21 protein-coding genes are annotated in these 26862 nt (G+C 70.7%); 12 read left to right on the top strand and 9 right to left on the bottom strand.

What is annotated here, in order from left to right:
* Positions 1 to 7 precede the first annotated feature (7 nt).
* The 5 genes from ACFYXC_RS22940 to ACFYXC_RS22920 all read right to left on the bottom strand — a co-directional run bounded on the left by ACFYXC_RS22940 (position 8) and on the right by ACFYXC_RS22920 (position 4405).
* Positions 8 to 778 carry an amino acid ABC transporter ATP-binding protein gene (locus tag ACFYXC_RS22940; RefSeq protein ID WP_389553855.1) on the bottom strand — a complete coding sequence of 257 codons (771 nt, stop codon included), beginning with the start codon at positions 776 to 778 and terminating at the stop codon, positions 8 to 10.
* The gene (locus tag ACFYXC_RS22935) at positions 775 to 1725 is read right to left on the bottom strand and encodes an amino acid ABC transporter permease (protein WP_389553854.1); all 951 of its coding nucleotides are present in this window, start codon (positions 1723 to 1725) and stop codon (positions 775 to 777) included. The genes ACFYXC_RS22940 and ACFYXC_RS22935 overlap by 4 nt, the downstream gene beginning before the upstream one ends.
* Positions 1722 to 2594: an ABC transporter substrate-binding protein gene (locus ACFYXC_RS22930; protein ID WP_389553853.1), complete on the bottom strand. Its 873-nt coding sequence runs from the start codon at positions 2592 to 2594 to the stop codon at positions 1722 to 1724. The genes ACFYXC_RS22935 and ACFYXC_RS22930 overlap by 4 nt, the downstream gene beginning before the upstream one ends.
* A 454-nt stretch (positions 2595 to 3048) precedes the next feature.
* Positions 3049 to 3705, bottom strand: a complete 657-nt coding sequence (locus ACFYXC_RS22925) for an MBL fold metallo-hydrolase (protein WP_388915112.1) — start codon at positions 3703 to 3705, stop codon at positions 3049 to 3051.
* A 10-nt stretch (positions 3706 to 3715) separates the two neighbouring features.
* Positions 3716 to 4405 (bottom strand): maleylpyruvate isomerase family mycothiol-dependent enzyme, encoded by a 690-nt coding sequence (locus tag ACFYXC_RS22920; protein WP_389553852.1) that lies wholly within the window; start codon positions 4403 to 4405, stop codon positions 3716 to 3718.
* A 223-nt stretch (positions 4406 to 4628) separates the two neighbouring features.
* Between ACFYXC_RS22920 and uvrA the strand changes: the two genes are divergently transcribed.
* Complete coding sequence (gene uvrA, locus ACFYXC_RS22915; RefSeq protein WP_388915118.1) at positions 4629 to 7703, top strand: excinuclease ABC subunit UvrA; 3075 nt, start codon at positions 4629 to 4631, stop codon at positions 7701 to 7703.
* Between the two features lie 206 nt (positions 7704 to 7909).
* On the opposite strand, the gene ACFYXC_RS22910 is transcribed toward uvrA, so the two are convergent.
* The 4 genes from ACFYXC_RS22910 to ACFYXC_RS22895 form a co-directional block, all read right to left on the bottom strand.
* Positions 7910 to 8821, bottom strand: a complete 912-nt coding sequence (locus tag ACFYXC_RS22910) for a carbohydrate kinase (protein WP_389553851.1) — start codon at positions 8819 to 8821, stop codon at positions 7910 to 7912.
* Positions 8818 to 9849: a LacI family DNA-binding transcriptional regulator gene (locus ACFYXC_RS22905; RefSeq protein WP_389553850.1), complete on the bottom strand. Its 1032-nt coding sequence runs from the start codon at positions 9847 to 9849 to the stop codon at positions 8818 to 8820. The genes ACFYXC_RS22910 and ACFYXC_RS22905 overlap by 4 nt, the downstream gene beginning before the upstream one ends.
* Before the next feature lie 137 nt (positions 9850 to 9986).
* Entirely contained in the window at positions 9987 to 10934 is a 948-nt protein-coding gene (locus ACFYXC_RS22900) for a hypothetical protein (protein ID WP_389553849.1), read from the bottom strand.
* 366 nt (positions 10935 to 11300) lie between these two features.
* Complete coding sequence (locus ACFYXC_RS22895; protein ID WP_388915130.1) at positions 11301 to 11471, bottom strand: hypothetical protein; 171 nt, start codon at positions 11469 to 11471, stop codon at positions 11301 to 11303.
* Between the two features lie 504 nt (positions 11472 to 11975).
* Between ACFYXC_RS22895 and uvrC the strand changes: the two genes are divergently transcribed.
* From uvrC to pgi, 11 genes are all read left to right on the top strand, one after another.
* Entirely contained in the window at positions 11976 to 14030 is a 2055-nt protein-coding gene (uvrC, locus tag ACFYXC_RS22890) for an excinuclease ABC subunit UvrC (protein WP_388915133.1), read from the top strand.
* The gene (rapZ, locus tag ACFYXC_RS22885) at positions 14027 to 15169 is read left to right on the top strand and encodes an RNase adapter RapZ (protein WP_389553848.1); all 1143 of its coding nucleotides are present in this window, start codon (positions 14027 to 14029) and stop codon (positions 15167 to 15169) included. The genes uvrC and rapZ overlap by 4 nt, the downstream gene beginning before the upstream one ends.
* On the top strand, positions 15166 to 16233 hold the full coding sequence (yvcK, locus tag ACFYXC_RS22880) for a uridine diphosphate-N-acetylglucosamine-binding protein YvcK (RefSeq protein WP_388915139.1): 1068 nt from the start codon (positions 15166 to 15168) through the stop codon (positions 16231 to 16233). The genes rapZ and yvcK overlap by 4 nt, the downstream gene beginning before the upstream one ends.
* Entirely contained in the window at positions 16224 to 17213 is a 990-nt protein-coding gene (whiA, locus tag ACFYXC_RS22875) for a DNA-binding protein WhiA (RefSeq protein WP_388915142.1), read from the top strand. Before yvcK ends, whiA begins: the two co-directional genes overlap by 10 nt.
* 430 nt (positions 17214 to 17643) lie before the next feature.
* Positions 17644 to 20595: a M14 family zinc carboxypeptidase gene (locus tag ACFYXC_RS22870; protein ID WP_389553847.1), complete on the top strand. Its 2952-nt coding sequence runs from the start codon at positions 17644 to 17646 to the stop codon at positions 20593 to 20595.
* 191 nt (positions 20596 to 20786) lie between these two features.
* Positions 20787 to 21797: a type I glyceraldehyde-3-phosphate dehydrogenase gene (gene gap, locus ACFYXC_RS22865; RefSeq protein WP_389553846.1), complete on the top strand. Its 1011-nt coding sequence runs from the start codon at positions 20787 to 20789 to the stop codon at positions 21795 to 21797.
* Between the two features lie 131 nt (positions 21798 to 21928).
* Complete coding sequence (locus ACFYXC_RS22860) at positions 21929 to 23140, top strand: phosphoglycerate kinase (RefSeq protein ID WP_389553845.1); 1212 nt, start codon at positions 21929 to 21931, stop codon at positions 23138 to 23140.
* Between the two features lie 6 nt (positions 23141 to 23146).
* Positions 23147 to 23923, top strand: a complete 777-nt coding sequence (tpiA, locus tag ACFYXC_RS22855) for a triose-phosphate isomerase (protein WP_389553844.1) — start codon at positions 23147 to 23149, stop codon at positions 23921 to 23923.
* Between the two features lie 147 nt (positions 23924 to 24070).
* Complete coding sequence (gene secG / locus ACFYXC_RS22850; RefSeq protein ID WP_009300451.1) at positions 24071 to 24301, top strand: preprotein translocase subunit SecG; 231 nt, start codon at positions 24071 to 24073, stop codon at positions 24299 to 24301.
* 237 nt (positions 24302 to 24538) lie between these two features.
* Positions 24539 to 24874: an RNA polymerase-binding protein RbpA gene (locus ACFYXC_RS22845; protein ID WP_003957010.1), complete on the top strand. Its 336-nt coding sequence runs from the start codon at positions 24539 to 24541 to the stop codon at positions 24872 to 24874.
* A 262-nt stretch (positions 24875 to 25136) separates the two neighbouring features.
* A complete protein-coding gene (gene pgi, locus ACFYXC_RS22840; RefSeq protein ID WP_389553843.1) occupies positions 25137 to 26804 on the top strand; it encodes a glucose-6-phosphate isomerase in 1668 nt (555 codons plus the stop codon).
* Positions 26805 to 26862: the final 58 nt, after the last annotated feature.

The raw sequence follows: 26862 nt of genomic DNA, 5'->3' as shown, positions 1-26862 counted from the left end.
CGACCGTTCAGAGCCGTCCCGCCTCCACGATCCGTCGCAGGAAGCGCCGCGTGCGCTCCTCCCGCGGCTCGCCGAAGACCTCCTCGGCCGTGCCGCGCTCCAGGACGACCCCGCCGTCGAGGAAGCAGACCTGGTCCGCGACATCGCGGGCGAAGCCCATCTCGTGCGTGGCCAGCACCATGGTCATGCCGTCGTCCTTCAGGTCCCGGACGACGCTCAGGACCTCGCCCACCAGCTCGGGGTCGAGCGCGGCCGTGACCTCGTCGAGGAGCAACAGCCGGGGGCGTACGGCGAGGGCGCGGACGATCGCGGCCCGCTGCTGCTGGCCGCCGCTCAGCCGGTCGGGATACTCGTCCGCCTTGTCACCGAGGCCGAGCCGGTCGAGCAGCTCACGGGCGTGCGCCCGCGCCTCCGCCCGCTCCACGCGGTGCACACGGCGCGGGGCGAGCGTGGTGTTCTCCAGGACGGTCATGTGCGGGAAGAGGTTGTACGCCTGGAAGACCACGCCGATGCGCCTGCGCACCGCGTCCTGGTCGGTACGCGGGTCGGTGATCTCCTCGCCGTCCAGCCAGATGGCGCCGTCGTCGATCTCCTCCAGGAGGTTCGCGCAGCGCAGCAGGGTCGACTTGCCGGAGCCAGAGGCCCCGATCAGCGCCGTCACCGTGTGCGGGGCGACCTCCAGGTCGACATCGCGCAGGACGACCGAGCCGCCGAAGGTCTTGCGGACGGCCTCCATACGCAGCACGGGTGCGGTGGGGTCCGTGCTCGTCCCGCTCATGTGTTCCCTCCCTGTGCCTGACGGCGGTCCATCCGTGCCGTGACCCAGTCCGTGAAGCGGGCCATCGGAATGGTCAGCGCGACGAAGACCAGTCCCGCGACGATGTACGGCGTGTAGTTGAGACTGCGGCCCACGATGATGTCCGCGGCGCGCACGGCGTCGACCGCGCCGCCGATCGAGACGAGTCCGGTGTCCTTCTGCAGGGACACCAGATCGTTGAGCAGCGGCGGCACCTGACGGCGTACGGCCTGGGGGAGCACCACGTACCGCAGCGCCTGACGGTTGCTCAGGCCGAGCGAGCGCGCCGCGGCACGCTGCGAGGGGTGCACCGACTCGATGCCGGCCCGGAACACCTCGGCGACGTACGCCGAGTACGTCAGCGTGAGCGCCGTGCCGCCCAGCAACACCGGATCGACCGTGATGCCCTGCAGCCGCAGCGCCGGCACGCCCAGCACCACGATCATCAGGTTGATGATCAGCGGCAGACCGCGGAAGAAGTCGGTGTACGCGGCGGCCAGCGCCCGCACGGGGAAGAACACCGGACCGCGCAGCGTGCGGGCGACGGCGATCAGCATGCCGAGCACGAGGACCGCCGCGCCGCACACCAGCAGCAGCCGGACGTTCAGCCACAGCCCTTCGAGGACCTTGGGGAGCGCCTCGCGCGCGTACCGCCCGTCGAAGAACGTCTCCCTGGTGCGCGGCCAGCCCGGCGCGTTCACGACGACGAGGTAGAGGACGACTGCGGTCGCGAGCGTGGACAGTGCGGCGACCGCCGTCGCGCGGCGGGCGCGGGAGCGCTTGTGGCGCTCCCGTTCGAGGCGTCGCGGCGACGGGACGTACGGATCGTGCCCGTCCCCGTCGGCGGAATCCTTGCCGGGTCCTCCGCCCGTCCTCCTGTCCGTCCGGCCGTCCGCCACTCCGGCCGGTTCCTGCCACCCGTCGGTCACCTGAGTACCGGCGCGTCGACGGCGTCCGACAGCCACTGCTTCTCGATGGCGGCCAGCGAGCCGTCCTCGCGCAGGGCGTCCACGGCGTCCGTCACGCACGAGGTGAGGGCGCTGCCCTTGTCCAGCACGAGCCCGAACTGCTCCGGAGAGCCGCCCCGGTTCTCGAACTGCCCGACGATCCTGGCGTCCGTCACCTCGGCCGCGGTGATGTAGAAGGCGGTCGGCAGGTCGACCACGATGGCGTCCACCTGCCCGTTCCGCAGCGCGGACTTGGCCTGGTCGTTCTTCGTGTACGCGGCCGGCGCCCGGGTCGGCCGCACCACGTCGTCGATGTAGGTGAGGCTGGTCGTGCCGACCTGGGCGCCCAGTTTGACCCCCTTGAGGTCGGCGATGCTCTTCGCCCTGGCGGCCTTGGAGTCCTTCAGCGCGATGACGGCCTGGCGTACGTCGTAGTAGCCGGACGAGAAGTCGACGGCCTTCTTGCGTTCGTCGCTGATCGACACCTGGTTGATGTCGAAGTCGAAGGTCTTCTCGCCGGGTGCGAACGCCTTGTTGAAGGGCACGGTCTGCCAGACGACGTCGCTCTTGTCGTAGCCGAGCTGCTTCGCCACGGCATACGCGACGGCCGATTCGAATCCCTCGCCGCCGGCCGGCTTGCCGTCCTTGAACCAGGGCTCGTACGCGGGCTCGTCCGTCGCGATCGTCAGCTTTCCGGAGACCTCGGTGCTCAGCTCGCCCTCGGCGCAGGGCGCGGCGGAGGACCGGTCGGCGGCCTTCTCCTCGGGCTGCGGACTGCAGCCGACGGCAAGGGCGAGCAGAGCGACGGCGGCGGACACAGCCCCGCGCAGGGTGCTTCGGGCAGGATGCATGGCGGGAGAGTCGCAGTGCGCGGGCCCGGCTGTCGAGATCGCAGGGGCAACTTTCCGCATGGTGGGAACGGGTGTTGCGATCTCGTGAAACCGGTGTGTCACCGGCCGCGTTGGTCGGCCCGGTCCAGCACGACCCGGTCCAGCACGGCCGAGTTCGGCCCGGCACGGCCCGGAGAGGACACGGCGCCCGGGGCGGTGGCCGCCGGACGTCGGCCACCGCTGCCAGGCGGGGCCGCCGGCCGAGGGCGGGGATCAAGAGGCCGGCGGCCCGTCCGCGCAGGAGCCGTCATCCTGTGCGGGACCGCTACCAGTGGACAGCGCGGCCTCCTGCGCCGGGAGCGCGCGCAGGGCACGGGTGTGAGCGCTCTGTTCACACGGGGCGCGCGGGGTCGCTGCCGCGCACCGTCCCTCTACGGGGCACGCTCCGTCGCGCGCCGTTCCCCCACGGGCCGGTTCACCAGCCCCGTGCGCGCCACTCCGGCAGGTGGGGGCGCTCGGCGCCCAGCGTCGTGTCGTTGCCGTGGCCCGGGTAGACCCAGGTCTCGTCCGGGAGCGTGCCGAAGATCTTGGTCTCGACGTCGTCGATCAGGCGGGCGAACGCCGCCGGATCCTTCCGTGTGTTGCCCACGCCGCCCGGGAAGAGGCAGTCACCCGTGAACACATGAGGATGGCCGTGCGGGTCGTCGTAGACCAGTGCGATCGAGCCGGGTGTGTGCCCCACCAGGTGGCGCGCGGTCAGCTCGACGTGACCCACCCGGATCGTGTCGCCGTCCTCCACGGGTACGTCCGTCGGCACCGGGATGCCGTCGACGTCGTCCCGTCCCGCGTACGTACGCGCACCCGTGGCCGCCACCACCTCCGCGAGGGCCTGCCAGTGGTCGCCGTGCCGGTGCGTGGTGACCACGGACGCGATGCCGTCGGCGCCGATCAGCGTGAGCAGTGTGCCGGCGTCGTCGGCCGCGTCGATCAGCAGTTGCTCGTCCGTGGCCCGGCAGCGCAGCACATAGGCGTTGTTGTCCATCGGGCCGACCGCGACCTTGGAGATCATCAGGTCCCGCAGCTCGTGCACACTCGCAGGGCCGCCGACCTTCACCGCTCCGCTGTACGTCATGCCGCTCAGCCTATAGCGGGGGCAGTACGGGAAGCGGTCCGCCCTCGACGAGCAGAGCGGCCCCGTCCCGGCGCCCGGCGAGCCACCCGAGGAGGGCGGGCGCGGGACCCGTCACGGTGACCTCGGCCCCACCCTCGGAGCGGCGTCCCGTGCTCCACGCGCGCGTGCCGTCGGTGACGCGCGTGGGCGGGACCCCGGGGTGTCCGGCGAAGCGGTCCGCGAGGAAGGCGGTCTCGCGCTCCGTGAACTCCTCCGGCAGGTCCTCCAGCTCGTACCCGATGCCCAGGTCCACGTGATGCAGCTCTACCTCGATCCACCGCCGGAACGGCACCCGGACCGCCGCGTCGGTGACCCCGTTGCGCAGTTCGACGGTGCGGGACCAGTCGGCGGGCGCGGCCCCGGCCTCCTGGAAACGGGCCGCGCTGTCGCGCAGGTCGGTGAGCTGGGCCTCCAGGGGGCGGGGCGCGTCCCGCTCGATGTCGGCGTCCCGGGCATCCGCCGAGACGTACATCGGCCGTCCCTCCAGGACGTTCACCAGGGCGTCCGCGTTGCGGGCGAGATGAGCCAGGACATGTCCACGGCTCCAGCCGGGCAGCCGTGACGGTTCGGTCACATCGGCGTTGTCCCGTTCGGCGACTGCGCTGAGCAGCCGTTCGGTCGCGTCACGTACAGACGCCAGGTCGCGCACATGATCGTTCATGCGTCCGACGATAGCGGCGCCACACGTTCGGGTGAAGGCGGCGGACAACCCCCGCTAATCGAATGCGCGTGCTATATGGTCGGGGGCGGCGCCGGGCATTCTTGGAAGCCCGGGATTGTTCCCATCGAGGCGAACCGAACCGGCGTTGTCAGTGGCTCCCCCTAGTCTGGAGAAGACGGGGGCCTCGCCCCTGTCACTTCTCTCAAGAAAGGTGCGGACCGGCGTGGCCGACCGTCTCATCGTCCGTGGAGCGCGCGAGCACAATCTGAAGAATGTCTCGCTCGACCTCCCGCGCGACTCGCTCATCGTCTTCACGGGCCTGTCGGGGTCGGGCAAGTCCTCGCTGGCCTTCGACACGATCTTCGCCGAGGGACAGCGGCGCTATGTGGAGTCCCTGTCCTCGTACGCCCGGCAGTTCCTCGGCCAGATGGACAAGCCGGACGTCGACTTCATCGAGGGCCTCTCCCCGGCCGTCTCCATCGACCAGAAGTCGACCTCGCGCAACCCGCGCTCGACGGTCGGCACCATCACCGAGGTCTACGACTACCTCCGGCTGCTCTTCGCGCGCATCGGCAAGCCGCACTGCCCCCAGTGCGGCCGCCCCATCTCGCGCCAGTCGCCGCAGGCCATCGTCGACAAGGTCCTGGAGCTCCCGCAGGGCAGCCGCTTCCAGGTGCTCTCGCCGCTCGTGCGGGAGCGCAAGGGGGAGTTCGTCGACCTCTTCGCCGATCTCCAGACCAAGGGGTACAGCAGGGCCCGGGTCGACGGCGAGACGATCCAGCTCACCGAGCCGCCCACGCTCAAGAAGCAGGAGAAGCACACCATCGAGGTGGTCGTCGACCGCCTCACGGTCAAGGACGGTGCCAAGCGCCGCCTGACCGACTCCGTGGAGACCGCGCTCGGCCTCTCCGGCGGCATGGTCGTGCTCGACTTCGTCGATCTCCCCGCCGACGACCCCGAGCGCGAGCGCATGTACTCGGAGCACCTGTACTGCGCGTACGACGACCTGTCCTTCGAGGAGCTGGAGCCCCGCTCCTTCTCCTTCAACTCGCCCTTCGGCGCCTGCCCGGAGTGCTCGGGCATCGGCACGCGCATGGAGGTCGACGCCGAGCTGATCGTCCCCGACCCGGACAAGTCCCTCGACGAGGGCGCCATACACCCCTGGTCGCACGGACACACCAAGGACTACTTCGCACGCCTGATCAACGCTCTCGCGGACGCGCTGGGATTCCGGACCGACATCCCCTTCGCCGGTCTCCCGCAGCGCGCCAAGAAGGCCCTCCTGCACGGACACAAGACGCAGATCGAGGTCCGCTACCGCAACCGGTACGGCAGGGAGCGCGTGTACACGACGCCCTTCGAAGGCGCCGTCCCGTTCGTCAAGCGCCGGCACAGCGAGGCCGAGAGCGACACGAGCCGCGAGCGCTTCGAGGGCTACATGCGCGAGGTGCCCTGTCCCACCTGCGAGGGCACGCGCCTCAAGCCCGTCGTCCTCGCGGTCACGGTCATGGAGAAGTCCATCGCCGAGGTCGCGGCCATGTCCATCAGCGACTGCGCGGACTTCCTGGGCGAGCTGAAGCTCGACGACCGCGACAAGAAGATCGCCGAACGCGTCCTGAAGGAGGTCAACGAACGGCTGCGGTTCCTGGTCGACGTCGGCCTCGACTACCTGTCGCTGAACCGCGCCGCGGGCACCCTCTCCGGCGGCGAGGCCCAGCGCATCCGGCTGGCCACCCAGATCGGCTCCGGCCTCGTCGGCGTCCTGTACGTCCTCGACGAGCCGTCCATCGGCCTGCACCAGCGGGACAACCACCGTCTCATCGAGACCCTGGTCCGGCTGCGCGACATGGGCAACACGCTCATCGTCGTCGAGCACGACGAGGACACCATCAAGGTCGCCGACTGGATCGTCGACATCGGCCCCGGCGCGGGCGAGCACGGCGGCCACGTCGTGCACAGCGGCTCCCTGAAGGAGCTCCTCGCCAACGACGAGTCGCAGACCGGTCAGTACCTGTCGGGCAAGAAGGCCATCCCCCTGCCCGAGGTCCGGCGCCCGCGCGACCCGTCCCGGCAGCTCACCGTGCACGGCGCCCGTGAGAACAACCTCCGGGACATCGACGTGTCGTTCCCGCTGGGCATCCTCACGGCCGTCACCGGTGTCTCCGGCTCCGGCAAGTCGACGCTGGTCAACGACATCCTGTACACGCACCTGGCCCGCGAGCTGAACGGCGCCAGGAGCGTCCCCGGCCGCCACACGCGCGTGGCGGGCGACGACCTCGTCGACAAGGTCGTGCACGTCGACCAGTCGCCGATCGGCCGCACACCCCGGTCGAACCCGGCGACGTACACCGGTGTCTTCGACCACGTCCGCAAGCTGTTCGCCGAGACCACCGAGGCGAAGGTCCGCGGCTACCTGCCCGGCCGCTTCTCCTTCAACGTCAAGGGCGGCCGCTGCGAGAACTGCGCGGGCGACGGCACGATCAAGATCGAGATGAACTTCCTGCCGGACGTGTACGTCCCCTGCGAGGTCTGCCACGGTGCCCGCTACAACCGGGAGACCCTGGACGTCCACTACAAGGGCAAGTCCATCGCCGACGTCCTGAACATGCCGATCGAGGAAGCCATGAACTTCTTCGAGGCGGTCCCGGCGATCTCCCGCCACCTCAGGACACTGAACGACGTCGGCCTCGGCTACGTCCGGCTCGGCCAGTCCGCGACGACCCTGTCCGGCGGTGAGGCCCAGCGGGTGAAGCTCGCCAGCGAGCTCCAGAAGCGGTCCACCGGACGCACGGTGTACGTCCTCGACGAGCCGACCACCGGCCTGCACTTCGAGGACATCAGCAAGCTGCTCGTCGTCCTGTCGGGGCTGGTCGACAAGGGCAACACGGTCATCGTCATCGAGCACAACCTCGATGTCATCAAGACCGCCGACTGGGTCGTCGACATGGGCCCCGAGGGCGGCGCCGGCGGTGGCATCGTCATCGCCGAGGGCACGCCCGAGGAGGTCGCCGGGGTGCCGGCCAGCCACACGGGCAAGTTCCTGCGGGAGGTCCTCGGCGCCGAGCGCGTCAGCGACGCCCCGCAGGCGAAGCCCGCGCGCAAGGCCACCGCCAAGAAGGTCGCGGCGGCCGGGTCGACGACGAAGAAGACGGCGACGGCCAGGACCACGACGACGAGGTCCGCCGCGGCCGGGACCACCGCGGCCAAGGGCGCCACCGGCACGGCCGCCAAGAAGGCGGCCGCCGCCACGAAGAAGGCGACTCCGGCGAAGAAGACGGCCCGGGCCCGTAAAGCCTGAACCGGGTTCAGGGCCGGGTGGTCCTGTATGTCGTCACTGTCACGCGTCGCGCCCCACGGGAAACCCGTGGGGCGCGACGCGTCAGCGTGCCGGGTGTCGTGCCCAGGGGGTGCCGGGGCGTGCCGTCGGGTGTCCGCGGGTTCGTCGTGGCTGGTCGCGCAGTTCCCCGCACCCCTTCGGGGCGCCTCTGTCGCGGCCGAGCCCGCTCAGACGGTGCCCACCTCGTGCGCGTACGGGGGTTCCGCGCCCGCGCGGGAGCAGGTGATCGCCGCGGCCCGTGCGGCGAACCGCAGCAACGCGCCCCAGCCGTCCGCCCCGAGGCCCGCGACCGCCTCCGCGGACAGTGCGCCGCGGGAGGCGAGTCCGTGCAGCAGCGCCGCGTTCACCGTGTCGCCCGCGCCGATCGTGTCCACCACGTCGACCGGTTCACCCGGCACGGAGTACTCGCCGCCGTCCCGGGTGAAGGCGGTCAGTCCGTCGCCGCCCCGCGTGATCACCACGGCCGAGGGGCCGGCGGTCAGCCACTCGCGCGGTGTGCCGCCCAGCCACCGGGCGTCCTCCTCGGACAGCTTGAGCAGCGACACCGACGGCAGCCAGCTCTTGAACCGGGCCCGGTAGGCGTCCGCGTCGGGGATGAGCACCGCGCGGATGTTCGGATCGAGCGTGGTGAACACGCCCTGCGCCGCCGCGCTCCGCATCAGCTCCTCGTACGCGCTCGCGCCCGGCTCCAGGACGAGCGAACAGGTACCGAAGGACACCGCTCGCGTCCCGTCCGGGACGTGGGCGGGCGCCGAGAACAACCGGTCCGCGGTGCCTTCCACGTAGAAGGAGTAACCGGCCGAGCCGTCCGCGGCGATGGACGCGACGGCGAGAGTCGTGGGCTCGGTGCCGCGCTGCACGGACGACACGTCGACACCCGCTTCGCGGAGCCCGCCGACCAGGGCCTCGCCGAAGGCGTCGTGCGAGATCCGGGAGCAGAAGGACGTGGGGGAGCCGAGCCGGCCCAGCGCCACCGCCGTGTTGTACGGGCCGCCGCCGCGACGCGGGGCGAGGTCGGCGAGCGCGCCCTTCTCACTGGGCACCAGGTCGATCAGGGCCTCACCGGCGACGACGATCACGAGTCGGGTCCTTTCTCGGGGCAGCCGCACGAGGTGCGGTGGACGAAGGTGGAGGGCAGCCGCACCGTACGCGCCGCCCGGCCGGGGGAGTCCAGCCGTTCCAGCAGCAGCCGTACGGCCTGGGCGCCGATCTCCTTGCTGGGCTGGGAGATCGCGGTGAGCCGGGGCGAGAAGAGATCCGCCCAGGAGAAGTCGTCGAAGCAGCACAGCGCCAGGTCGGCGGGCACGGACAGACCACGCGCGCGGACGGCGCGCAGCGCGCCGATGGTCATCGCGTTGTTGGCGGTGACGAGCGCCGTCGGCGGTGCCGGGAGGGACAGCAGGGCGTCGGTCGCCCGCTCGGCGCCCGCCGCCTCCGAGTTGCCGGTGACCACCAGCCGCTCGTCGTGGGCGAGTCCCGCGTGCGCCAGGCCGTGCCGGTAGCCGGCGATCCGCTCGCTCGTCGTACTGAGCCCGGGAAGTCCCGCGACCAGGCCGATCCTCCTGTGGCCCCGTTCGGCGAGGTGGGTGACCAGGCGGGCGACCGGCTCGGCGTTCTCCGCGCACACCTGGTCGCAGGCGAAACCGGGCGCCGCGTCGCCGTCGACCAGCCGGTCCAGGAACACCGTCGGCACCTCGTGCCGCCCGAGATAGGCGATCAGCTCCCGCGGCTGCGTGGACGGCGCGACGATCATGCCGTCCACGCGCCGCTCGTGCAGGAGCTGGACCACCTTGCGTTCGTGGGCCGGATCGTCGTGCGGATCCGCGATCAGCAGGCTGTAACCGTGCTCCAGGGCGCCCGCCTCCACGCCCTGGAGGATCTCCGTGAAGTAGGGGTTGCTGATCGCCGACACCGCGAGCCCGATGGACCGCGTGCGTGCCGTGACCAGGGACCTGGCCAGGGTGTTCGGGGTGTAGGCGAGGGTTTCGACGGCGTCGAGCACGGCCTGGCGCGTGTGCGGCAGCACCGGGCGCGTGTCGTTGAGCACGTGCGAGACCGTCGCGACGGACACGCCCGCGTGCCGGGCCACGTCGGCCATCGTCGCCATGAAGTCCTCCCCGGATCCGCGCTGCTCGTCCGTGAAAGTACCCCATCCGGCGCAGCACGTAAACGCTTGCGCAAGCGTTTACGCGACGACCGCCCTACCGCCCCGTCGCCCTACCGCCCCACTGCCCGACCGGCCGATCACTCCCAGTCCCAGGCGATCCCCACGATCCCCGACCGCACCCGCTGCTCCACCAGGTGGACCGACCGGTGACAGTGGCTCAGCGGCAGTTCCCGGTGGCCGCTGCGGGGTGCCGCCGCCGAGTGCTGGGTGAACCGGTGGCAGCGCACGGGCAGCTCCTCCCCGGCGAACCGCACCTCAAGGGCGTACTGCCCGCCGGAGAACCCGAACCCGCGGACGTACTCGCCGGACGCGCCGGCGGTGCCGTCCTCGACGCCGTAGCGGAACAGGAAGGTGTCACCCGCCCGCAGCCGGGTGTCGAAGAGCAGCTCGGCCACCAGGACGCCCGTCTCGTGGTGCCGGAGCACGCGTCCCGTGCGGCAGTTCTCCAGGGCGTGCACGGTGATGCGCTCGGGGGCGCAGCCGGGATCTCCGTGGTGGACGGCGACGTAGCGGTCGACGCCGTCCCTGTGGGCGCGGACGATGTGTCGGCAGTCGCGTCCCAGCAGCTCGCGCCCGGCGCCGATCCGCACTCGTTCGTGCTGGCCCAGGGCGAGCAGCCCGCCGTCGAGCGGCGAGTCGAGTTCGGCCAGCAGCTTCTCCACGGCGCCGGACGCCTCGACCAGGGACCGGTACGAGCGGACCGCAGGGCGTTCCGCGCCGGTGCGGTCGTCCACCGTCGTGAGCAGCCGGATCAGCGACTCGTCCGGCAGCTGGAGTATCTCCTCCAGGGCGCGCACGGCCCGCAGGGACTCGGCGCGCTGTGGACGCCGCGCGCCCTGCTGCCAGTAGCTCAGACTCGTCACGCCGACCTTGACCCCGTACCGCGTCAGATGGTGCTGTACGCGCTGCAGCGGCAGTCCACGAGCGGTGATCGCGGCACGCAGGGCGACATGGAAGGGGCCGCCCCGCAGGGCCGTCTCCAGTTCCGCGGCGGCGACGTCCGCGTGCTGTGTGCCGTGCCGCATGCAGGGCCCTCTCTGTGGATGCTCACAACGGCTCGTCGGGCCGTTCCCGCCGGTCGCGAAGGCCGCGCGATCGGCGTACAGGGCATGGGCACATGTGTACGCCGTGGTTCCCGGCCCAAGTAATCCCGCATTGAAGCCTGTTGACCAGGTCCGGACAACACCTGAGGCGGAACTTCGCCGCGGTGCGGAAGGCGGGCGGTGAGTCCTCTCCGGACGGACGGCGACTTCTCGCCGGACGGACGACGGCCCGGGGCGTATGCGGTGGAGGTCCGAGGAACGGGAGTCCTGGACCCGATGACACGCGTACGCTCCGGGCCGGTCGCGGGCTGAGCGGAAGGGTGAGTGGTGGGGCAGCGGCCGTCCGGCTCAGGGGCGGGGATTGCCGCCGTGCCGTGCCGACCGCAGGCGCTTGGCACGCACGATGTCGGGGTCGCGGGGGTCGAGGCCGGACAGCAGGCCCTCGCCGAACTGCTCCTCGTCCTGGTACGGGCGGACCCGGACCGACCGCCGTGTTTTTTCGATCCGTGTCTGTCGCATGGTCCGCAGCCCTTCGGTCATCGACCCGACGCCCTTGTCCGGGGCGCCCGGTCCACCTGCATCCGCACTGGTACGAGCATTGCCCCGAATTGTCTTCGTGTCGTCACGGCCGGCCCCGAAACGGGTTCCGGTCCACCTCAATTGCCCACCTCCCGACGCGCGTAACCGTCGGCGCCCGGCGCGACGTCGTCCGCGGGCCGCCAGGACGTGCCTCCGAGACGTGCGGCACGGGCCGGCCGACTGTCGCGACCGGTTCGGCCCGCAGCCCTTTTGACCTGCGCGTTCCTCGTCGCTCGCGAGCGGGCGGCAGGACAGCGGGGAAGCCCCTGTGGGGCACCCTCGAGAAACGCTGGAACCCCTCGAAGAACACCGGAGCATCCACGGAGGAATCCCGGAGGTCCCCCGGAAGGCGCCCGGTGGTCCCTAACCGCCGAGACCGCCTCCACCGCCCCCGGTCACCGGCGGGCCGCCGCGCTGTCACACCCCGCCAGTAGGGTGTGAGACATGGCCGACCCCTCCAGCTACCGCCCCAAGCCGGGACAGATTCCCGACTCGCCAGGGGTCTACAGATTCCGCGACGAGCACCGCCGGGTGATCTACGTCGGGAAGGCGAAGAGCCTGCGCCAGCGCCTGGCCAGCTACTTCCAGGACCTCTCCAACCTCCACCCGCGTACGCGCACGATGGTCACCACGGCCGCGTCGGTGGAGTGGACGGTGGTGTCCACGGAGGTCGAGGCGCTCCAGCTGGAGTACTCCTGGATCAAGGAGTTCGATCCGCGGTTCAACGTGAAGTACCGCGACGACAAGAGCTACCCGTACCTCGCGGTCACCATGAACGAACAGTTCCCGCGGGTGCAGGTGATGCGCGGCCACAAGAAGAAGGGCGTGCGCTACTTCGGCCCGTACGGGCACGCGTGGGCCATCCGCGACACCGTGGACCTCCTCCTGCGGGTCTTCCCCGTACGGACGTGCTCGGCGGGCGTGTTCCGCAACGCCGAGCGGACGGGCCGCCCCTGTCTCCTCGGGTACATCGGCAAGTGCTCCGCGCCCTGCGTCGGGCGCGTCTCGGCCGAGGAGCACCGCGAACTGGCCGAGGAGTTCAGCGACTTCATGACCGGCCGCACGGGCACGTACATCCGCCGCCTGGAGCGGCAGATGGCGGACGCCGCCGAGGACATGGAGTACGAACGCGCCGGCCGCCTGCGCGACGACATCGGGGCCCTCAGGAAGGCCATGGAGAAGAGCGCCGTCGTGCTCGCCGACGCGACGGACGCCGACCTGATCGCCCTCGCCGAGGACGAGCTCGAAGCGGCCGTGCAGATCTTCCACGTACGCGGTGGCCGGGTGCGCGGCCAGCGCGGCTGGGTGACCGACAAGGTCGAGGCCGTCACCACGGGAGACCTGGTCGAGCACGCGCTCCAGCAGCTGTACGGGGAGGAGACCGGCGACTCCGTACCGAAGGAGGTGCTCGTCCCGGCGCTGCCCGACCCCCTGGAGCCCGTCCAGCAGTGGCTCACCGGGCGCCGCGGCTCGAACGTGTCGCTCCGGATCCCGCAGCGCGGCGACAAGAAGGCCCTCATGGAGACGGTCGAGCGCAACGCCCTGCACTCGCTCGCCCTCCACAAGACCAAGCGCGCCTCCGACCTGACGACCCGCTCCCGCGCGCTGGAGGAGATCGCCGAGGCCCTCGGCCTGGACAGCGCCCCCCTGCGGATCGAGTGCTACGACATCTCGCACCTCCAGGGCGACGACGTCGTGGCGTCGATGGTCGTCTTCGAGGACGGGCTGAGCCGCAAGAGCGAGTACCGCCGCTTCCAGATCAAGGGCTTCGAGGGCCAGGACGACGTCCGGTCCATGCACGAGGTGATCACCCGCCGCTTCAGGCGGTACCTCGGCGAGAAGGAGAAGACCGGCGAGTGGGCCGACGGCGAGGCCGCTCTCACCGAGGAGGACGGGCGGCCCAAGCGCTTCGCGTACCCGCCGCAGCTCGTCGTCGTCGACGGCGGCAAGCCGCAGGTCGCGGCCGCCCAGCGGGCCCTGGACGAGCTGGGCATCGACGACATCGCCGTCTGCGGCCTCGCCAAGCGCCTCGAAGAGGTCTGGCTGCCCGGCGACGACGATCCGGTGGTACTGCCACGTACCAGTGAAGGGCTCTATCTTCTTCAGCGGGTGCGCGACGAGGCGCACCGCTTCGCGATCACCTACCAGCGCGCCAAGCGGGCCCGGCGCTTCCGGGCGAGCCCGCTCGACGACGTGCCGGGCCTCGGCGAGACGCGCAAGCAGACATTGATCAAACATTTCGGTTCGGTGAAAAAGCTGCGATCCGCGACAATCGACCAGATCTGCGAGGTTCCCGGCATAGGCCGCAAGACGGCCGAGGCGATCGCCGTGGCCTTCGCCCAGGCCGCCCCGGCGGCTCCCGCCGTGAACACCGCGACCGGAGAGATCATGGAAGACGAGGATCACGTGGAGGACGCGGCGCCCGAAACGACGGCGGGTGTCGCAGGGGAGCCCGTGTCCGCGGGCGCCTCGGACGAGCGACGGGGGCAGGAAAGATGACTGGACACGAGCAGGAAGAACCGGCGGCGCGGCGCACGCCGGACGCCGGGGAACCGCGCGCGGCCACCGGCGGGGCACCGCGCACGGCCGGGACCGGGGCGGCGCACAGGGAAGCACGCGAGGATCACCCGGAACGGACGGCGGCGGCCGGTGCGGCAGACACACGTGACACGGCCGACACGGCCGACACGGTCGGCACGGCCGGTGGACCGGCGCGGGAAGACGGAGCGGAAGTGAACACGGGCACGATCATCGAGACGACCGGCGTCCCCGAGACGGCCATCCCGGAGCTGGTCATCATCTCCGGGATGTCGGGCGCGGGCCGGTCCACCGCCGCCAAATGTCTGGAGGACCTCGGCTGGTTCGTCGTCGACAACCTGCCACCCGCGCTGATCCCCACCATGGTGGAGCTCGGCGCCCGCTCGCAGGGGAACGTGGCCAGGATCGCGGTCGTCGTCGACGTCCGCGGCCGCCGCTTCTTCGACAACCTCCGCGAGTCCCTCGCCGACCTGGCGACCAAGCACGTCACCCGGCGGATCGTCTTCCTGGAGTCCTCCGACGACGCCCTGGTGCGCCGCTTCGAGTCGGTGCGCCGGCCGCATCCCCTCCAGGGCGACGGCCGCATCGTCGACGGCATCGCCGCCGAGCGCGAACTGCTGCGCGAGCTGCGCGGCGACGCCGACCTGGTGATCGACACCTCCAGCCTGAACGTGCACGAGCTGCGCGCCAAGATGGACGCCCAGTTCGCCGGGGAGGAGGAGCCCGAGCTGCGGGCCACCGTCATGTCCTTCGGCTTCAAGTACGGGCTGCCGGTCGACGCCGACCTCGTCGTGGACATGCGGTTCCTGCCCAACCCGCACTGGGTCCCGGAGCTGCGCCAGTACACCGGCCTCAACGAGGAGGTGGCCGCGTACGTCTTCAACCAGCCCGGCGCCAAGGAGTTCCTCGACCGGTACGCCGAACTGCTGCGCCTCGTCCAGACGGGCTACCGCCGTGAGGGCAAGCGCTACGTGACCATCGCGGTCGGCTGCACCGGCGGCAAGCACCGCTCCGTCGCCATGTCGGAGAAGCTCGCCGCCCGTCTGGTGTCCGAGGGAGTGGAGACGGTCGTCGTCCACCGGGACATGGGCCGCGAATGACGGGACGTTCTCTGCGGCTGGACCGGCTGCGGCGGGCCGGTGTCGAAGGGCGCGGCGGCAAGCCCGTTGAGGCCCGCGGCGCCAAGCCCCGCCGCCGCGGTGCCCAGCCCAAGGTCGTCGCGCTGGGCGGGGGCATGGGGCTGTCCGCCTCGCTCGCCGCCCTGCGCCGCATCACCGGCGACCTGACGGCGGTCGTGACGGTCGCCGACGACGGCGGCTCCAGCGGCCGTCTGCGCGACGAGCTGGGCGTCCTGCCGCCCGGCGACCTGCGCAAGGCCCTGGCCGCGCTGTGCGGCGACGACGACTGGGGCCAGACCTGGGCCCGCGTCATCCAGCACCGCTTCCAGTCCCAGGGCGATCTGCACGAGCACGCGGTCGGCAACCTGCTGATCGTCGCCCTGTGGGAGCAGCTCGGCGACCACGTCCAGGCCCTCGACCTGGTCGGCAGACTGCTGGGCGCGCACGGGAGGGTGCTGCCGATGTCCGCCGTACCCCTGGAGCTGCAGGCCCTCGTCAAGGGGCATGATCCGGAGCGGCCCGAGGAGATCGACACCGTGCGGGGGCAGGCCACGGTGGCTCTCACGCCCGGTGAGGTGCAGTCCGTGCACCTCGTGCCGCACGACCCGCCGGCCGTGCCCGAGGCGGTCGCCGCGGTCCTCGACGCGGACTGGGTGGTCCTCGGCCCCGGCTCCTGGTTCTCCTCGGTGATCCCCCATCTGCTCGTGCCCGAGCTGCTGGACGCCCTCACCGAGACGAAGGCACGCCGGGTCCTCCCGCTGAACCTCGCTCCGCAGCCCGGAGAAACAGAAGGCTTCTCCCCGCAGCGTCATTTGGAGGTTTTGGGACGACACGCCCCTAAACTCGCCCTGGACGTGGTGTTGGCCGACGAGGCCGCCGTGCCCGACCGCGAGATACTCGCCGACGCCGCCAAGCGGTTCGGCGCGGCGGTCGAGCTGGCGCCGGTGGCCAGGACCGACGGGACTCCTAGGCACGATCCGGAGCTGTTGGCCGCCGCGTACGACCGTATTTTTCGGATGCATGGAAGGATCGGCCCATGGCGATGACGGCAGCGGTGAAGGACGAGATCTCCCGGCTTCCCGTCACCCGGACCTGCTGCAGAAAGGCGGAGGTCTCCGCCATCCTGCGGTTCGCGGGCGGCCTTCACCTGGTGAGCGGCCGCATCGTGATCGAGGCGGAGCTGGACACCGCGATGGCGGCACGACGGCTGAAGCGGGACATTCTGGAGATCTTCGGCCACAGTTCCGAGCTGATCGTGATGGCGCCCGGTGGTCTGCGCCGCGGCTCCCGTTACGTCGTCCGGGTCGTCGCTGGCGGTGACCAGCTGGCCCGCCAGACCGGGCTCGTGGACGGCCGGGGCCGCCCGATCCGGGGTCTGCCGCCGCAGGTGGTCTCGGGGGCCACCTGCGACGCGGAGGCGGCCTGGCGCGGGGCGTTCCTGGCGCACGGCTCCCTCACCGAGCCGGGGCGTTCGTCGTCGCTGGAGGTGACCTGCCCGGGGCCCGAGGCCGCGCTCGCGCTGGTGGGCGCCGCCCGGCGGCTGTCGATCGCCGCGAAGGCACGTGAGGTGCGCGGGGTGGACCGGGTGGTCGTCCGGGACGGAGACGCCATCGGTGCGCTGCTGACGCGGCTCGGAGCGCACGAGTCCGTGCTGGCGTGGGAGGAGCGGCGGATGCGGCGTGAGGTGCGCGCCACCGCGAACCGGCTCGCCAACTTCGACGATGCCAATCTGCGGCGGTCGGCCCGGGCCGCGGTGGCCGCCGGGGCGCGGGTGCAGCGGGCGCTGGAGATTCTCGCGGACGATGTCCCGGAGCATCTCGCCGCCGCGGGGCGGCTGCGGATGGAGCACAAGCAGGCGTCTCTGGAGGAGCTGGGTGCGCTCGCCGAGCCGCCCCTCACCAAGGACGCGGTCGCGGGGCGTATCCGGCGGCTTCTCGCGATGGCCGACAAGCGGGCGCAGGATCTCGGGATCCCGGGCACGGAGTCCAACCTCAGCGACGACCTGGCGGACAACCTGGTGGGCTGACCTCCCTTGGGGTGGGTGGGGCTCGTGTGAATTGTCGGGTGCGGGTCGTTCCGGGCCGAGCGCGCAGTTCCCCGCGCCCCTGGGTGGGTGGGGGTGCCTGCGGGTTGTCGGGTGCGGGTCGTTTTGGGTTGCTCGCGCAGTTCCCCGCGCCCCTGGGTGGGCCGGGGTTGAGCGGGATGTCATCGCTCCGCCCACCTGACCACCCGCAGGCACCCCCACCCACCCAAGGGGCGCGGGGAACTGCGCGAGCAACCCCCGCCGACCCGCACCCGCACATGCACCCGCACCGCCCCCAACACATCCCCCCGCAGGCCCATTTGGGCTAGCCAGTGGGTGTCGGGCCGTCGCAGACACCCCCTTGACTTGACCATGAAGTGTCATGAGCCTGGCATCTGTTCGCCGCCGTGGCGGACAACCGCAAGGGGGGTTCATGAGACGAAGAGCGAGATCGATCCTCGCTGCCGGCGCACTCCTGCTCGGCGGAGTGGCCGTCGCACCCATGGCGCAGGCGGAACCCGGAGCCGCGACCGACCCGGGCGCGGACGAGGTCAAGGTGTTCCGCGCGGACGTCACCAAGGAACAGGTACCCCTGCTCCTGGCGGCGGGCCAGGACAGTCACGAACTGGGCGAACACGTACCGCAGAAGGGCACGGCCACGGTCGAGGTCTACCTCACCGACAAGCAGGCCGAGCAGTTGGAGGACAAGGGCGTCGACCTCGCCGAGCACAAGCTCTCGGCGAAGGCACGCGCGCGCGTGGCGGCCGCGGGGGACGGCGTCTACCGCCCGTACAGCGGCCCGGGCAACCTCCGGGAGGAGATCCTCAGGACGGGACAGCAGAACCCGTCCCTGACGAAGGTCGTCTCCATCGGCAAGACCATCCAGGGTCAGGACATCCTGGCGGTCAAGCTCACCAAGGGCGCCAAGAAGACCAAGGACGGCGCCAAGCCCTCCGTGCTGTACATGTCCAACCAGCACGCCCGTGAGTGGATCACGCCGGAGATGACCCGGCGCCTGCTGCACCACTACCTGGACAACTACGGCAAGGACCGGCGCGTCACCAGGCTCGTGGACTCCACCGAGCTGTGGTTCGTGCTGTCCGCCAACCCCGACGGCTACGACTGGACGTTCAAGGCGGAAGGGGACCGCCAGTGGCGCAAGAACCTCCGTGACGTCAACGGCGACGGAGCCCTGACGACCGGCGACGGCGTCGACCTCAACCGGAACTTCGCCTACAAGTGGGGCTACGACGACGAGGGCTCGTCCCCGTACCCGACCAGCCAGACCTACCGCGGCGCGAGCCCCGGCTCCGAGCCGGAGACCAAGGCGATCGACGCCTTCCAGAAGCGCATCGGCTTCGACTACGGCATCAACTACCACTCCGCCGCCGAACTGATCCTCTACGGGGTCGGCTGGCAGGTGGCGACCCCGAGCCCGGACGACGTGCTCTACAAGTCCCTCGCCGGCACCCCCGAGAACCCGGCGATCCCCGGCTACCGCCCGCAGGTCTCCTCCGAGCTCTACACGACCAACGGCGAGGCCGACGGACACGCGTCCAACGTCAACGGCACGGCGATGTTCACCCCCGAGATGTCGACCTGCCAGACCGTGTCGAACCTCGACCCGAACGACGCCTGGAACGCCGCCGACTGCGCGTCGGTCTTCACCTTCCCGGACGACGAGAAGTTGATCCAGCAGGAGTTCGCCAAGAACATCCCCTTCGCGCTCGCCGTCGGCGAGGCGGCGGCCAGGCCCGACCGGCCGAAGTCCCCGGTCGGCATCGACGCCCCCGACTTCACCCCGGCCCCCTTCACGACCTCGTACTCCCGCGGCGCCGACCAGGAGATCTCCGTGGTCGCCCGCAAGTCCGTACGCGACAAGGAACTCCGGTACCGCGTCAACGACGGCCGTACCCGGGACCGGGCGCTCCGGCCCTGGAAGGGCGGCGAGACCTTCGGCGGCGAGGACAACCTCTACTTCGACGAGTACCGCGCCGAGGTCCGGGACGGCGAGCCCGGCGACAAGGTGGAGGTCTGGTTCACCGGCGAGACCCGCGGCGGGAAGCCCACCTCCAGCAAGCACTTCACGTACACGATCGCCGAACGGCCCCGCGCCGACACGCTGGTCGTCGCCGAGGAGGGCGCCGCGGCGACGAAGGCCCAGACGTACGTCGACGCGCTGCGGGCCAACGGCCGCAGGGCCCTCGTCTGGGACGTCACCACCCAGGGCGCGCCCGACGCGCTCGGCGTCCTCGGCCACTTCCGGACCGTCGTCCACTACACCGGCGCCGACCGCCCCGGCTACACCACCCAGCTCCAGCTGCGCGCCTACCTCAACGAGGGCGGCAAGCTGATCGAGGCGGGCGAGCAGGCGGGCGGGCAGGTCGCGCTGCCGGGCGCCCTGACGAACGACTTCAGCCAGTACTACCTGGGCGCCTACTCCCGTACGAACACTCCGGGCGCCACGGCCTTCACCGGCTCGGGCAAGCTCGCGGGCGCCGCGGGACCGCTCGGCGACACGCCCGGCAACCCGCTGAACGCGGCGGGTGCCTACAGCGTCACCTCGGACACCCTGCCCGTGGAGAAGTACCCGCAGTTCGCGAGCGCGGGAGCCGGCGCCTACCCGGGCACCGTCAACCCGTACGGCCCGTACGAGGGCGCGTCCATGGCGGCCGTCACCCACTCCGACTACGCCTGGAACCGCCTCACCCGCACCATCGACCTCACCGGGGTGAGCGCGGCCGACGCGCCCGCCCTGCGCACCCAGCTGCTGTGGGACACCGAGGACGGCTACGACCACGCGGTGCTGGAGGCGCACACGGCCGGGGCCGACGACTGGACCACGCTCCCGGAGAAGGGCGGCGCCACCAGCACCGCCGTTCCCGCCGAGTGCGAGGCCGGCTACTTCGTCCAGGCCCACCCCGCCCTCAGGCGCTACCTCACCCCCGGCGCGGGCGGCTGCGCCCCCACCGGCACGAGCGGAGCGTGGAACAGCCTCACCGGGGCCTCCGACGGCTGGCAGCAGGTCGAGTTCGACCTGTCCGCGTACGCCGGGAAGACGGTCGAGGTGTCACTGAGCTACATCAGTGACCCGGGCTCCGGCGGACGCGGGGTCCTCGCCGACAACGCCTCCGTCGTGACCGGCGGCACGGCGGGCCCGGCCGACGGCTTCGAGACGTCGCTCGGCGCCTGGAAGGTCCCCGGGCCGCCCGCCGGCAGCCCCGCGGTCGTCAGCGACTGGGGTCTGTCCGGGGAGCTCTTCAAGACGTACGGCGCGGTCACCACCCGTGACACCGTGCTGTTCGGCTTCGGCCTGGAGCACGTCACCTCGGCGGCCGACCGCACGGCACTGCTCGGCAAGGCACTGGCCGCCCTGCGCGGCTGACACGGCCGAAAGGGGCAACCTGCTCCGGGCGGTCCGTACCCCTACTGGCGGGTACGGACCGCCCTGCCGTGTATAGGGGCATCTCGATGTCACCCCGGGAGCCTCAGGGAGGTAGGGTCGTAGGCGGTCGGGGACATCCCATACAACTCGCCGGCGTACACAGCCGGCGTACCTAACGAGGAGATCGGTTCGTGACGATCCGCGTAGGCATCAACGGCTTTGGCCGCATCGGTCGTAACTACTTCCGCGCGCTGCTGGAGCAGGGTGCAGACATCGAGATCGTGGCTGTCAACGACCTGGGTGACACCGCGACCACCGCTCATCTGCTCAAGTACGACACCATCCTGGGCCGTCTCAAGGCCGAGGTGTCGCACACCGCCGACACGATCACTGTCGACGGGCACACCATCAAGGTGCTGTCGGAGCGCAACCCCGCGGACATCCCGTGGGGTGACCTGGGCGTCGACATCGTGATCGAGTCGACCGGTATCTTCACCAAGAAGGCCGACGCCGAGAAGCACATCGCCGGTGGCGCCAAGAAGGTCCTCATCTCGGCTCCGGCCAAGGACGAGGACATCACGATCGTGATGGGCGTCAACCAGGACAAGTACGACGCGGCCAACCACCACGTCATCTCGAACGCCTCCTGCACCACCAACTGTGTGGCGCCGATGGTCAAGGTCCTCGACGAGAACTTCGGCATCGTCAAGGGCCTGATGACGACGGTCCACGCGTACACGAACGACCAGCGGATCCTGGACTTCCCGCACTCGGACCTGCGCCGCGCCCGCGCCGCCGCCGAGAACATCATCCCGACCACCACGGGTGCCGCCAAGGCCACCGCGCTGGTCCTCCCGCAGCTCAAGGGCAAGCTCGACGGCATCGCGATGCGCGTCCCGGTCCCGACCGGCTCGGCCACCGACCTGGTCGTGACGCTGCAGCGCGAGGTCACCAAGGACGAGGTCAACGCCGCGTTCAAGAAGGCCGCCGACGACGGCGACCTCAAGGGCTTCCTGACCTACACCGAGGACCCGATCGTCTCCTCGGACATCGTCGGCGACCCGTCCTCCTGCACCTTCGACTCCTCCCTGACCATGGTCCAGGAGGGCACGTCGGTGAAGATCCTCGGCTGGTACGACAACGAGTGGGGCTACTCCAACCGCCTCGTCGACCTCACGGTCTTCGTCGGCGACCAGCTCTAGGTCCAAGAAGCAAGGCACCTCGTATGAGCACAGGGCCCGGGCAGCGCACCGCCGCGCACCCCGGGCCCTGTGGCACGTGCTGAGCGATCAGCCCTCTCTCGGACACAAGAGCTCTCCCTAGGAGTCCACTGATGAAGACGATCGACGAACTTCTCGCCGACGGCGTCGACGGCAAGCGGGTCTTCGTGCGCGCCGACCTGAACGTGCCGCTCGCCGACGGCCGCATCACCGACGACGGCCGCATCCGCGCCGTCCTGCCGACCGTCAAGGCCCTCGCCGAGGCCGGTGCCAAGGTGATCGTCGCCTCGCACCTGGGACGCCCCAAGGGCGCCCCGGACCCCGCCTTCTCGCTGCTGCCCGCCGCCGAGCGGCTCGGTGAACTCCTCGACGCGCCTGTCGCGTTCGCGCAGGACACCGTCGGCCCCGCCGCCCACGACGCCGTGGACGGCCTGCAGCCCGGCCAGGTCGCCGTCATCGAGAACCTGCGCTTCAACGCCGGCGAGACGTCCAAGGACGACACCGAGCGCGGCGAGTTCGCCGACCGGCTCGCGGCCCTGGCCGATGTCTACGTGGGCGACGGTTTCGGCGCGGTGCACCGCAAGCACGCCTCGGTCTTCGACCTCCCGGCGCGGTTGCCGCACTACGCGGGCCACCTCATCGCCACCGAGGTCGGCGTCCTGGAGAAGCTCACCGAGAAGGTCGAGCGCCCGTACGTGGTCGCCCTCGGCGGCTCCAAGGTCTCCGACAAGCTCGCCGTCATCGACGAACTGCTAGACAAGGCCGACAAGCTGCTCATCGGCGGCGGCATGGCCTTCACCTTCCTCAAGGCCAAGGGGTACGAGATCGGTGCCTCCCTGGTCCAGGAGGACCAGCTGGCGGCCGTCACCGAGTACGTCGAGCGCGCCGAGAAGAACGGCGTCGAGCTGGTCGTCCCCGTCGACGTGGTGGTCGCGGCCGAGTTCCCCGACCTCAAAACCAAGGCGCCGTCCGATCCGGCCACGGTCGCCGCGGACGCCATCCCCGGCGACCGGATGGGCCTGGACATCGGCCCGGAGACCGGCGCCCTGTACGCCTCGAAGCTCGCCGACGCGGCCACCGTCTTCTGGAACGGTCCGATGGGCGTCTTCGAGCACCCCGACTACGCCGAGGGCACCCGGGCGATCGCCCAGGCCCTGCTCGACTCCCGGGCCTTCACGGTCGTCGGCGGCGGCGACTCCGCCGCCGCCGTGCGCATCCTGGGCTTCGACGAGAACGCATTCGGCCACATCTCCACCGGTGGCGGCGCCTCCCTCGAATACCTCGAGGGCAAGACGCTCCCCGGTCTCGCCGCACTGGAGGACTGACCCCGTATGACCACTCGCACGCCGCTGATGGCGGGCAACTGGAAGATGAACCTCAACCACCTCGAGGCCATCGCCCATGTCCAGAAGCTCGCCTTCGCCCTGGCCGACAAGGACTACGACGCCTGTGAGGTCGCGGTCCTGCCGCCCTTCACGGACCTGCGCTCGGTACAGACTCTGGTCGACGGCGACAAACTCAAGATCAAGTATGGCGCCCAGGACATCTCGGCGCACGACTCCGGCGCCTACACCGGCGAGATCTCCGGCTCGATGCTGGCCAAGCTCAAGTGCACGTACGTGGCCATCGGCCACTCCGAGCGCCGCCAGTACCACGCCGAGACCGACGAGATCGTCAACACCAAGGTGAAGGCCGCGTACAAGCACGGCCTCACGCCGATCCTGTGCGTCGGCGAGGAACTGGAGGTCCGCGAAGCGGGCGACCACGTCACGCACACGCTGAGCCAGGTCGAGGGCGGCCTCAAGGACGTCCCCGCCGAGCAGGCCGGGTCGATCGTCATCGCGTACGAGCCGGTCTGGGCCATCGGCACCGGCAAGGTCTGCGGCGCCGACGACGCCCAGGAGGTCTGCGCGGCGATCCGCGGCAAGCTCGCCGAGCTGTACTCGCAGGAAGTGGCCGACGCCGTCCGCATCCAGTACGGCGGCTCGGTGAAGTCCGGCAACGTCGCGGAGATCATGGCGAAGCCCGACATCGACGGCGCCCTGGTCGGCGGCGCCTCGCTGGACGCCGACGAGTTCGTCAAGATCGTCCGGTTCCGCGACCAGTAGGCCGCGCCCGCCGGAAGTGAACCGCCAAGCTGCGAGTATGCCGTAGCGGCGTTACGTCGTACCCTTGCGGGGGCCGGGCCGCTTCGTACCCGAAGCGCCGGCCCCCGTCGTCCGTCCAAGTCCTAGGAAGTTGGTCCAGCCGTGGTTATGGGGTTCTCGATCGCCCTGATCGTCTTCAGCCTGTTGCTGATGCTGCTGGTGCTGATGCACAAGGGGAAGGGCGGCGGCCTGTCCGACATGTTCGGCGGCGGCATGCAGTCGTCCGTCGGCGGTTCCTCGGTCGCCGAGCGCAACCTCGACCGCATCACCGTGGTGGTCGGCCTGCTGTGGTTCGCGTGCATCGTGGTGCTGGGCATCCTGATGAAGGTCAACAACTGACCACCGGCCCGGCACCGGTCAAGCAGCACAACCGCACATTCCGCAAGCACATTCCGCACGTAAGGCCCCATGTCCGGTACGCGCCCGCAGGCGCGGCCTATCATGGGGCTTGCGTCTGAGCGCGGAGGTGTAACTCCTCTCACTGGACGCGCGTTGGGCCTTACGTAGACTGAGGCGCCCGCAGCGAAGCGTCACGCCGACTCGCTTCGCGGCACCATCACGCAGGGAGTTACGACCGTGGCAAGTGGCAACGCGATCCGAGGAAGCCGGGTCGGGGCGGGGCCGATGGGCGAGGCCGAGCGTGGCGAGTCCGCGCCCCGGCTGCGCATCTCCTTCTGGTGCTCCAACGGGCACGAGACGCAGCCCAGCTTCGCCAGCGACGCGCAGGTCCCCGACACCTGGGACTGCCCGCGCTGCGGCTTCCCCGCCGGACAGGACCGGGACAACCCCCCGGACCCACCGCGCACCGAGCCGTACAAGACGCACCTCGCGTACGTACGGGAGCGGCGCAGTGACGCGGACGGCGAGGCGATCCTCGCCGAGGCGCTCGCCAAACTGCGGGGCGAGATTTAGGAGTTGACTCCGGCCGGACACCGAAAGGTGCCCGGTCGCTGTGTCCTGCGCGAGCGCGCCCTCCGCTGGCGTATTTCTCGTACGCCCGCGTCCGCACACCTTCTCCGTCGTCGTGCTGACACCCGCCGCTCGTACCGGACGTATCCGTTGTCGGACCGGATGACGGCAGGACGACAGCTCACGTCGTCCCCTGATCAATTAGGTTGGGACCGGCAGCGGGGCAAGGTACGCAGCACAGGCAGGAAAGAGGCGGAAGTCCGAGATGAACGCACAAGGACGTACCAGGCTCGACCAGACACCCGAGTGGGCCGCTCTGGCCGAGCACCGGGAGGAACAGGCCGGGGCGCACCTGCGCGACCTGTTCCGCCAGCACCCGGGACGCGGCACCGCATACACGCTCCAGGTCGGCGACCTGCATGTCGACTACTCCAAGCACCTGGTCACCGACGAGACCCTGCGGTTGCTGCGTGAGCTGGCCGCGGCGACGGACGTGTTCGGCCTGCGGGACGCCCTGTTCGGCGGCGAGAAGATCAACACGACCGAGGACCGGGCGGTGCTGCACACCGCGCTGCGCGCCCCGCGCGACGCGGTGATCGAGGTCGACGGCGAGAACGTCGTACCGGCGGTGCACGCGGTCCTCGACAAGATGTCCGAGTTCTCCGAGCGCGTCCGCTCGGGCGAGTGGACCGGGCACACCGGCCGGCGCATCACGAACGTGGTCAACATCGGCATCGGCGGCTCCGACCTGGGCCCGGCGATGGCGTACGAGGTGCTGCGGTCCTTCACCGACCGGGACCTGACGGTCCGCTTCGTGTCGAACGTGGACGGGGCCGACCTGCACGAGGCCGTGCGGGACCTGGACCCGGCCGAGACGCTGTTCGTCATCGCGTCGAAGACGTTCACGACCATCGAGACGATCACCAACGCGACCTCGGCGCGCGACTGGCTGCTGACCGAGCTGAAGGCCGGTCAGGAAGCCGTCGCCAAGCACTTCGTGGCCCTGTCGACGAACGCGGAGAAGGTCGCCGACTTCGGTATCGACACGGCCAACATGTTCGAGTTCTGGGACTGGGTCGGCGGACGTTACTCGTACGACTCCGCGATCGGCCTGTCGCTGATGCTCGCGATCGGCCCGGACCGCTTCCGGGAGATGCTCGACGGCTTCCACCTCGTCGACGAGCACTTCAGGACCGCGCCCGCCGAGTCGAACGTGCCGTTGCTGCTGGGCCTGTTGGGCGTCTGGTACGGCAACTTCCACGACGCGCAGTCGCACGCGGTGCTGCCGTACTCGCACTACCTGTCCAAGTTCACGGCGTACCTGCAGCAGCTGGACATGGAGTCCAACGGCAAGTCCGTGGACCGCGACGGGAACCCGGTGGAGTGGCAGACGGGACCGGTGGTGTGGGGCACGCCCGGCACCAACGGGCAGCACGCCTACTACCAGCTCATCCACCAGGGCACGAAGGTGATCCCGGCGGACTTCATCGGCTTCGCCGAGCCGGTCGCCGAGCTCAGCGAGGGGCTCAAGGCCCAGCACGACCTGCTGATGGCCAACTTCTTCGCCCAGACGCAGGCGCTGGCCTTCGGCAAGACGCCGGACGAGGTACGGGCGGAGGGGGTGCCCGAGGAGCTGGTGCCGCACAAGACGTTCAAGGGCAACCATCCGACGACCACGATCCTCGCGCGGGAGCTGACTCCGTCGGTCCTCGGCCAGCTGATCGCCCTCTACGAGCACAAGGTGTTCGTGCAGGGCGCGGTCTGGAACATCGACTCCTTCGACCAGTGGGGCGTCGAGCTCGGCAAGGTCCTCGCCAAGCGCGTCGAACCCGCCCTCACCGAGGGCGCCGACGTTCCTGGCCTCGACGAGTCCACCACCGCGCTCGTGGCCACGTACCGGGAGTTGCGCGGGCGGGGTCGCGGGCGCGGCTAGTCGTGGCGGCCGGCACCCTGCCTGCGGGCCGGTGGGGGCCGGCCGCGCAGTTCCCCGC

The sequence above is a fragment of the Streptomyces sp. NPDC002701 genome (genome assembly GCF_042889045.1).
Classification (GTDB): domain Bacteria; phylum Actinomycetota; class Actinomycetes; order Streptomycetales; family Streptomycetaceae; genus Streptomyces.
Note: the sequence above shows the minus strand (reverse complement) of the source record. Positions and strands in the feature narration are given on the sequence as shown.

Bases quoted from the DNA above. Each gene is read 5' to 3' on its own strand.
- ACFYXC_RS22940 (WP_389553855.1), bottom strand. From the start codon at position 778: ATGAGCGGGACGAGCACGGACCCCACCGCACCCGTGCTGCGTATGGAG.
- ACFYXC_RS22930 (WP_389553853.1), bottom strand. From the start codon at position 2,594: ATGCATCCTGCCCGAAGCACCCTGCGCGGGGCTGTGTCCGCCGCCGTC.
- ACFYXC_RS22925 (WP_388915112.1), bottom strand. From the start codon at position 3,705: ATGACGTACAGCGGAGCGGTGAAGGTCGGCGGCCCTGCGAGTGTGCAC.
- ACFYXC_RS22920 (WP_389553852.1), bottom strand. From the start codon at position 4,405: ATGAACGATCATGTGCGCGACCTGGCGTCTGTACGTGACGCGACCGAA.
- ACFYXC_RS22905 (WP_389553850.1), bottom strand. From the start codon at position 9,849: ATGGCGACGATGGCCGACGTGGCCCGGCACGCGGGCGTGTCCGTCGCG.
- ACFYXC_RS22900 (WP_389553849.1), bottom strand. From the start codon at position 10,934: ATGCGGCACGGCACACAGCACGCGGACGTCGCCGCCGCGGAACTGGAG.
- ACFYXC_RS22895 (WP_388915130.1), bottom strand. From the start codon at position 11,471: ATGCGACAGACACGGATCGAAAAAACACGGCGGTCGGTCCGGGTCCGC.
- uvrC (WP_388915133.1), top strand. From the start codon at position 11,976: ATGGCCGACCCCTCCAGCTACCGCCCCAAGCCGGGACAGATTCCCGAC.
- rapZ (WP_389553848.1), top strand. From the start codon at position 14,027: ATGACTGGACACGAGCAGGAAGAACCGGCGGCGCGGCGCACGCCGGAC.
- yvcK (WP_388915139.1), top strand. From the start codon at position 15,166: ATGACGGGACGTTCTCTGCGGCTGGACCGGCTGCGGCGGGCCGGTGTC.
- whiA (WP_388915142.1), top strand. From the start codon at position 16,224: ATGGCGATGACGGCAGCGGTGAAGGACGAGATCTCCCGGCTTCCCGTC.
- ACFYXC_RS22870 (WP_389553847.1), top strand. From the start codon at position 17,644: ATGAGACGAAGAGCGAGATCGATCCTCGCTGCCGGCGCACTCCTGCTC.
- ACFYXC_RS22860 (WP_389553845.1), top strand. From the start codon at position 21,929: ATGAAGACGATCGACGAACTTCTCGCCGACGGCGTCGACGGCAAGCGG.
- tpiA (WP_389553844.1), top strand. From the start codon at position 23,147: ATGACCACTCGCACGCCGCTGATGGCGGGCAACTGGAAGATGAACCTC.
- secG (WP_009300451.1), top strand. From the start codon at position 24,071: ATGGGGTTCTCGATCGCCCTGATCGTCTTCAGCCTGTTGCTGATGCTG.
- pgi (WP_389553843.1), top strand. From the start codon at position 25,137: ATGAACGCACAAGGACGTACCAGGCTCGACCAGACACCCGAGTGGGCC.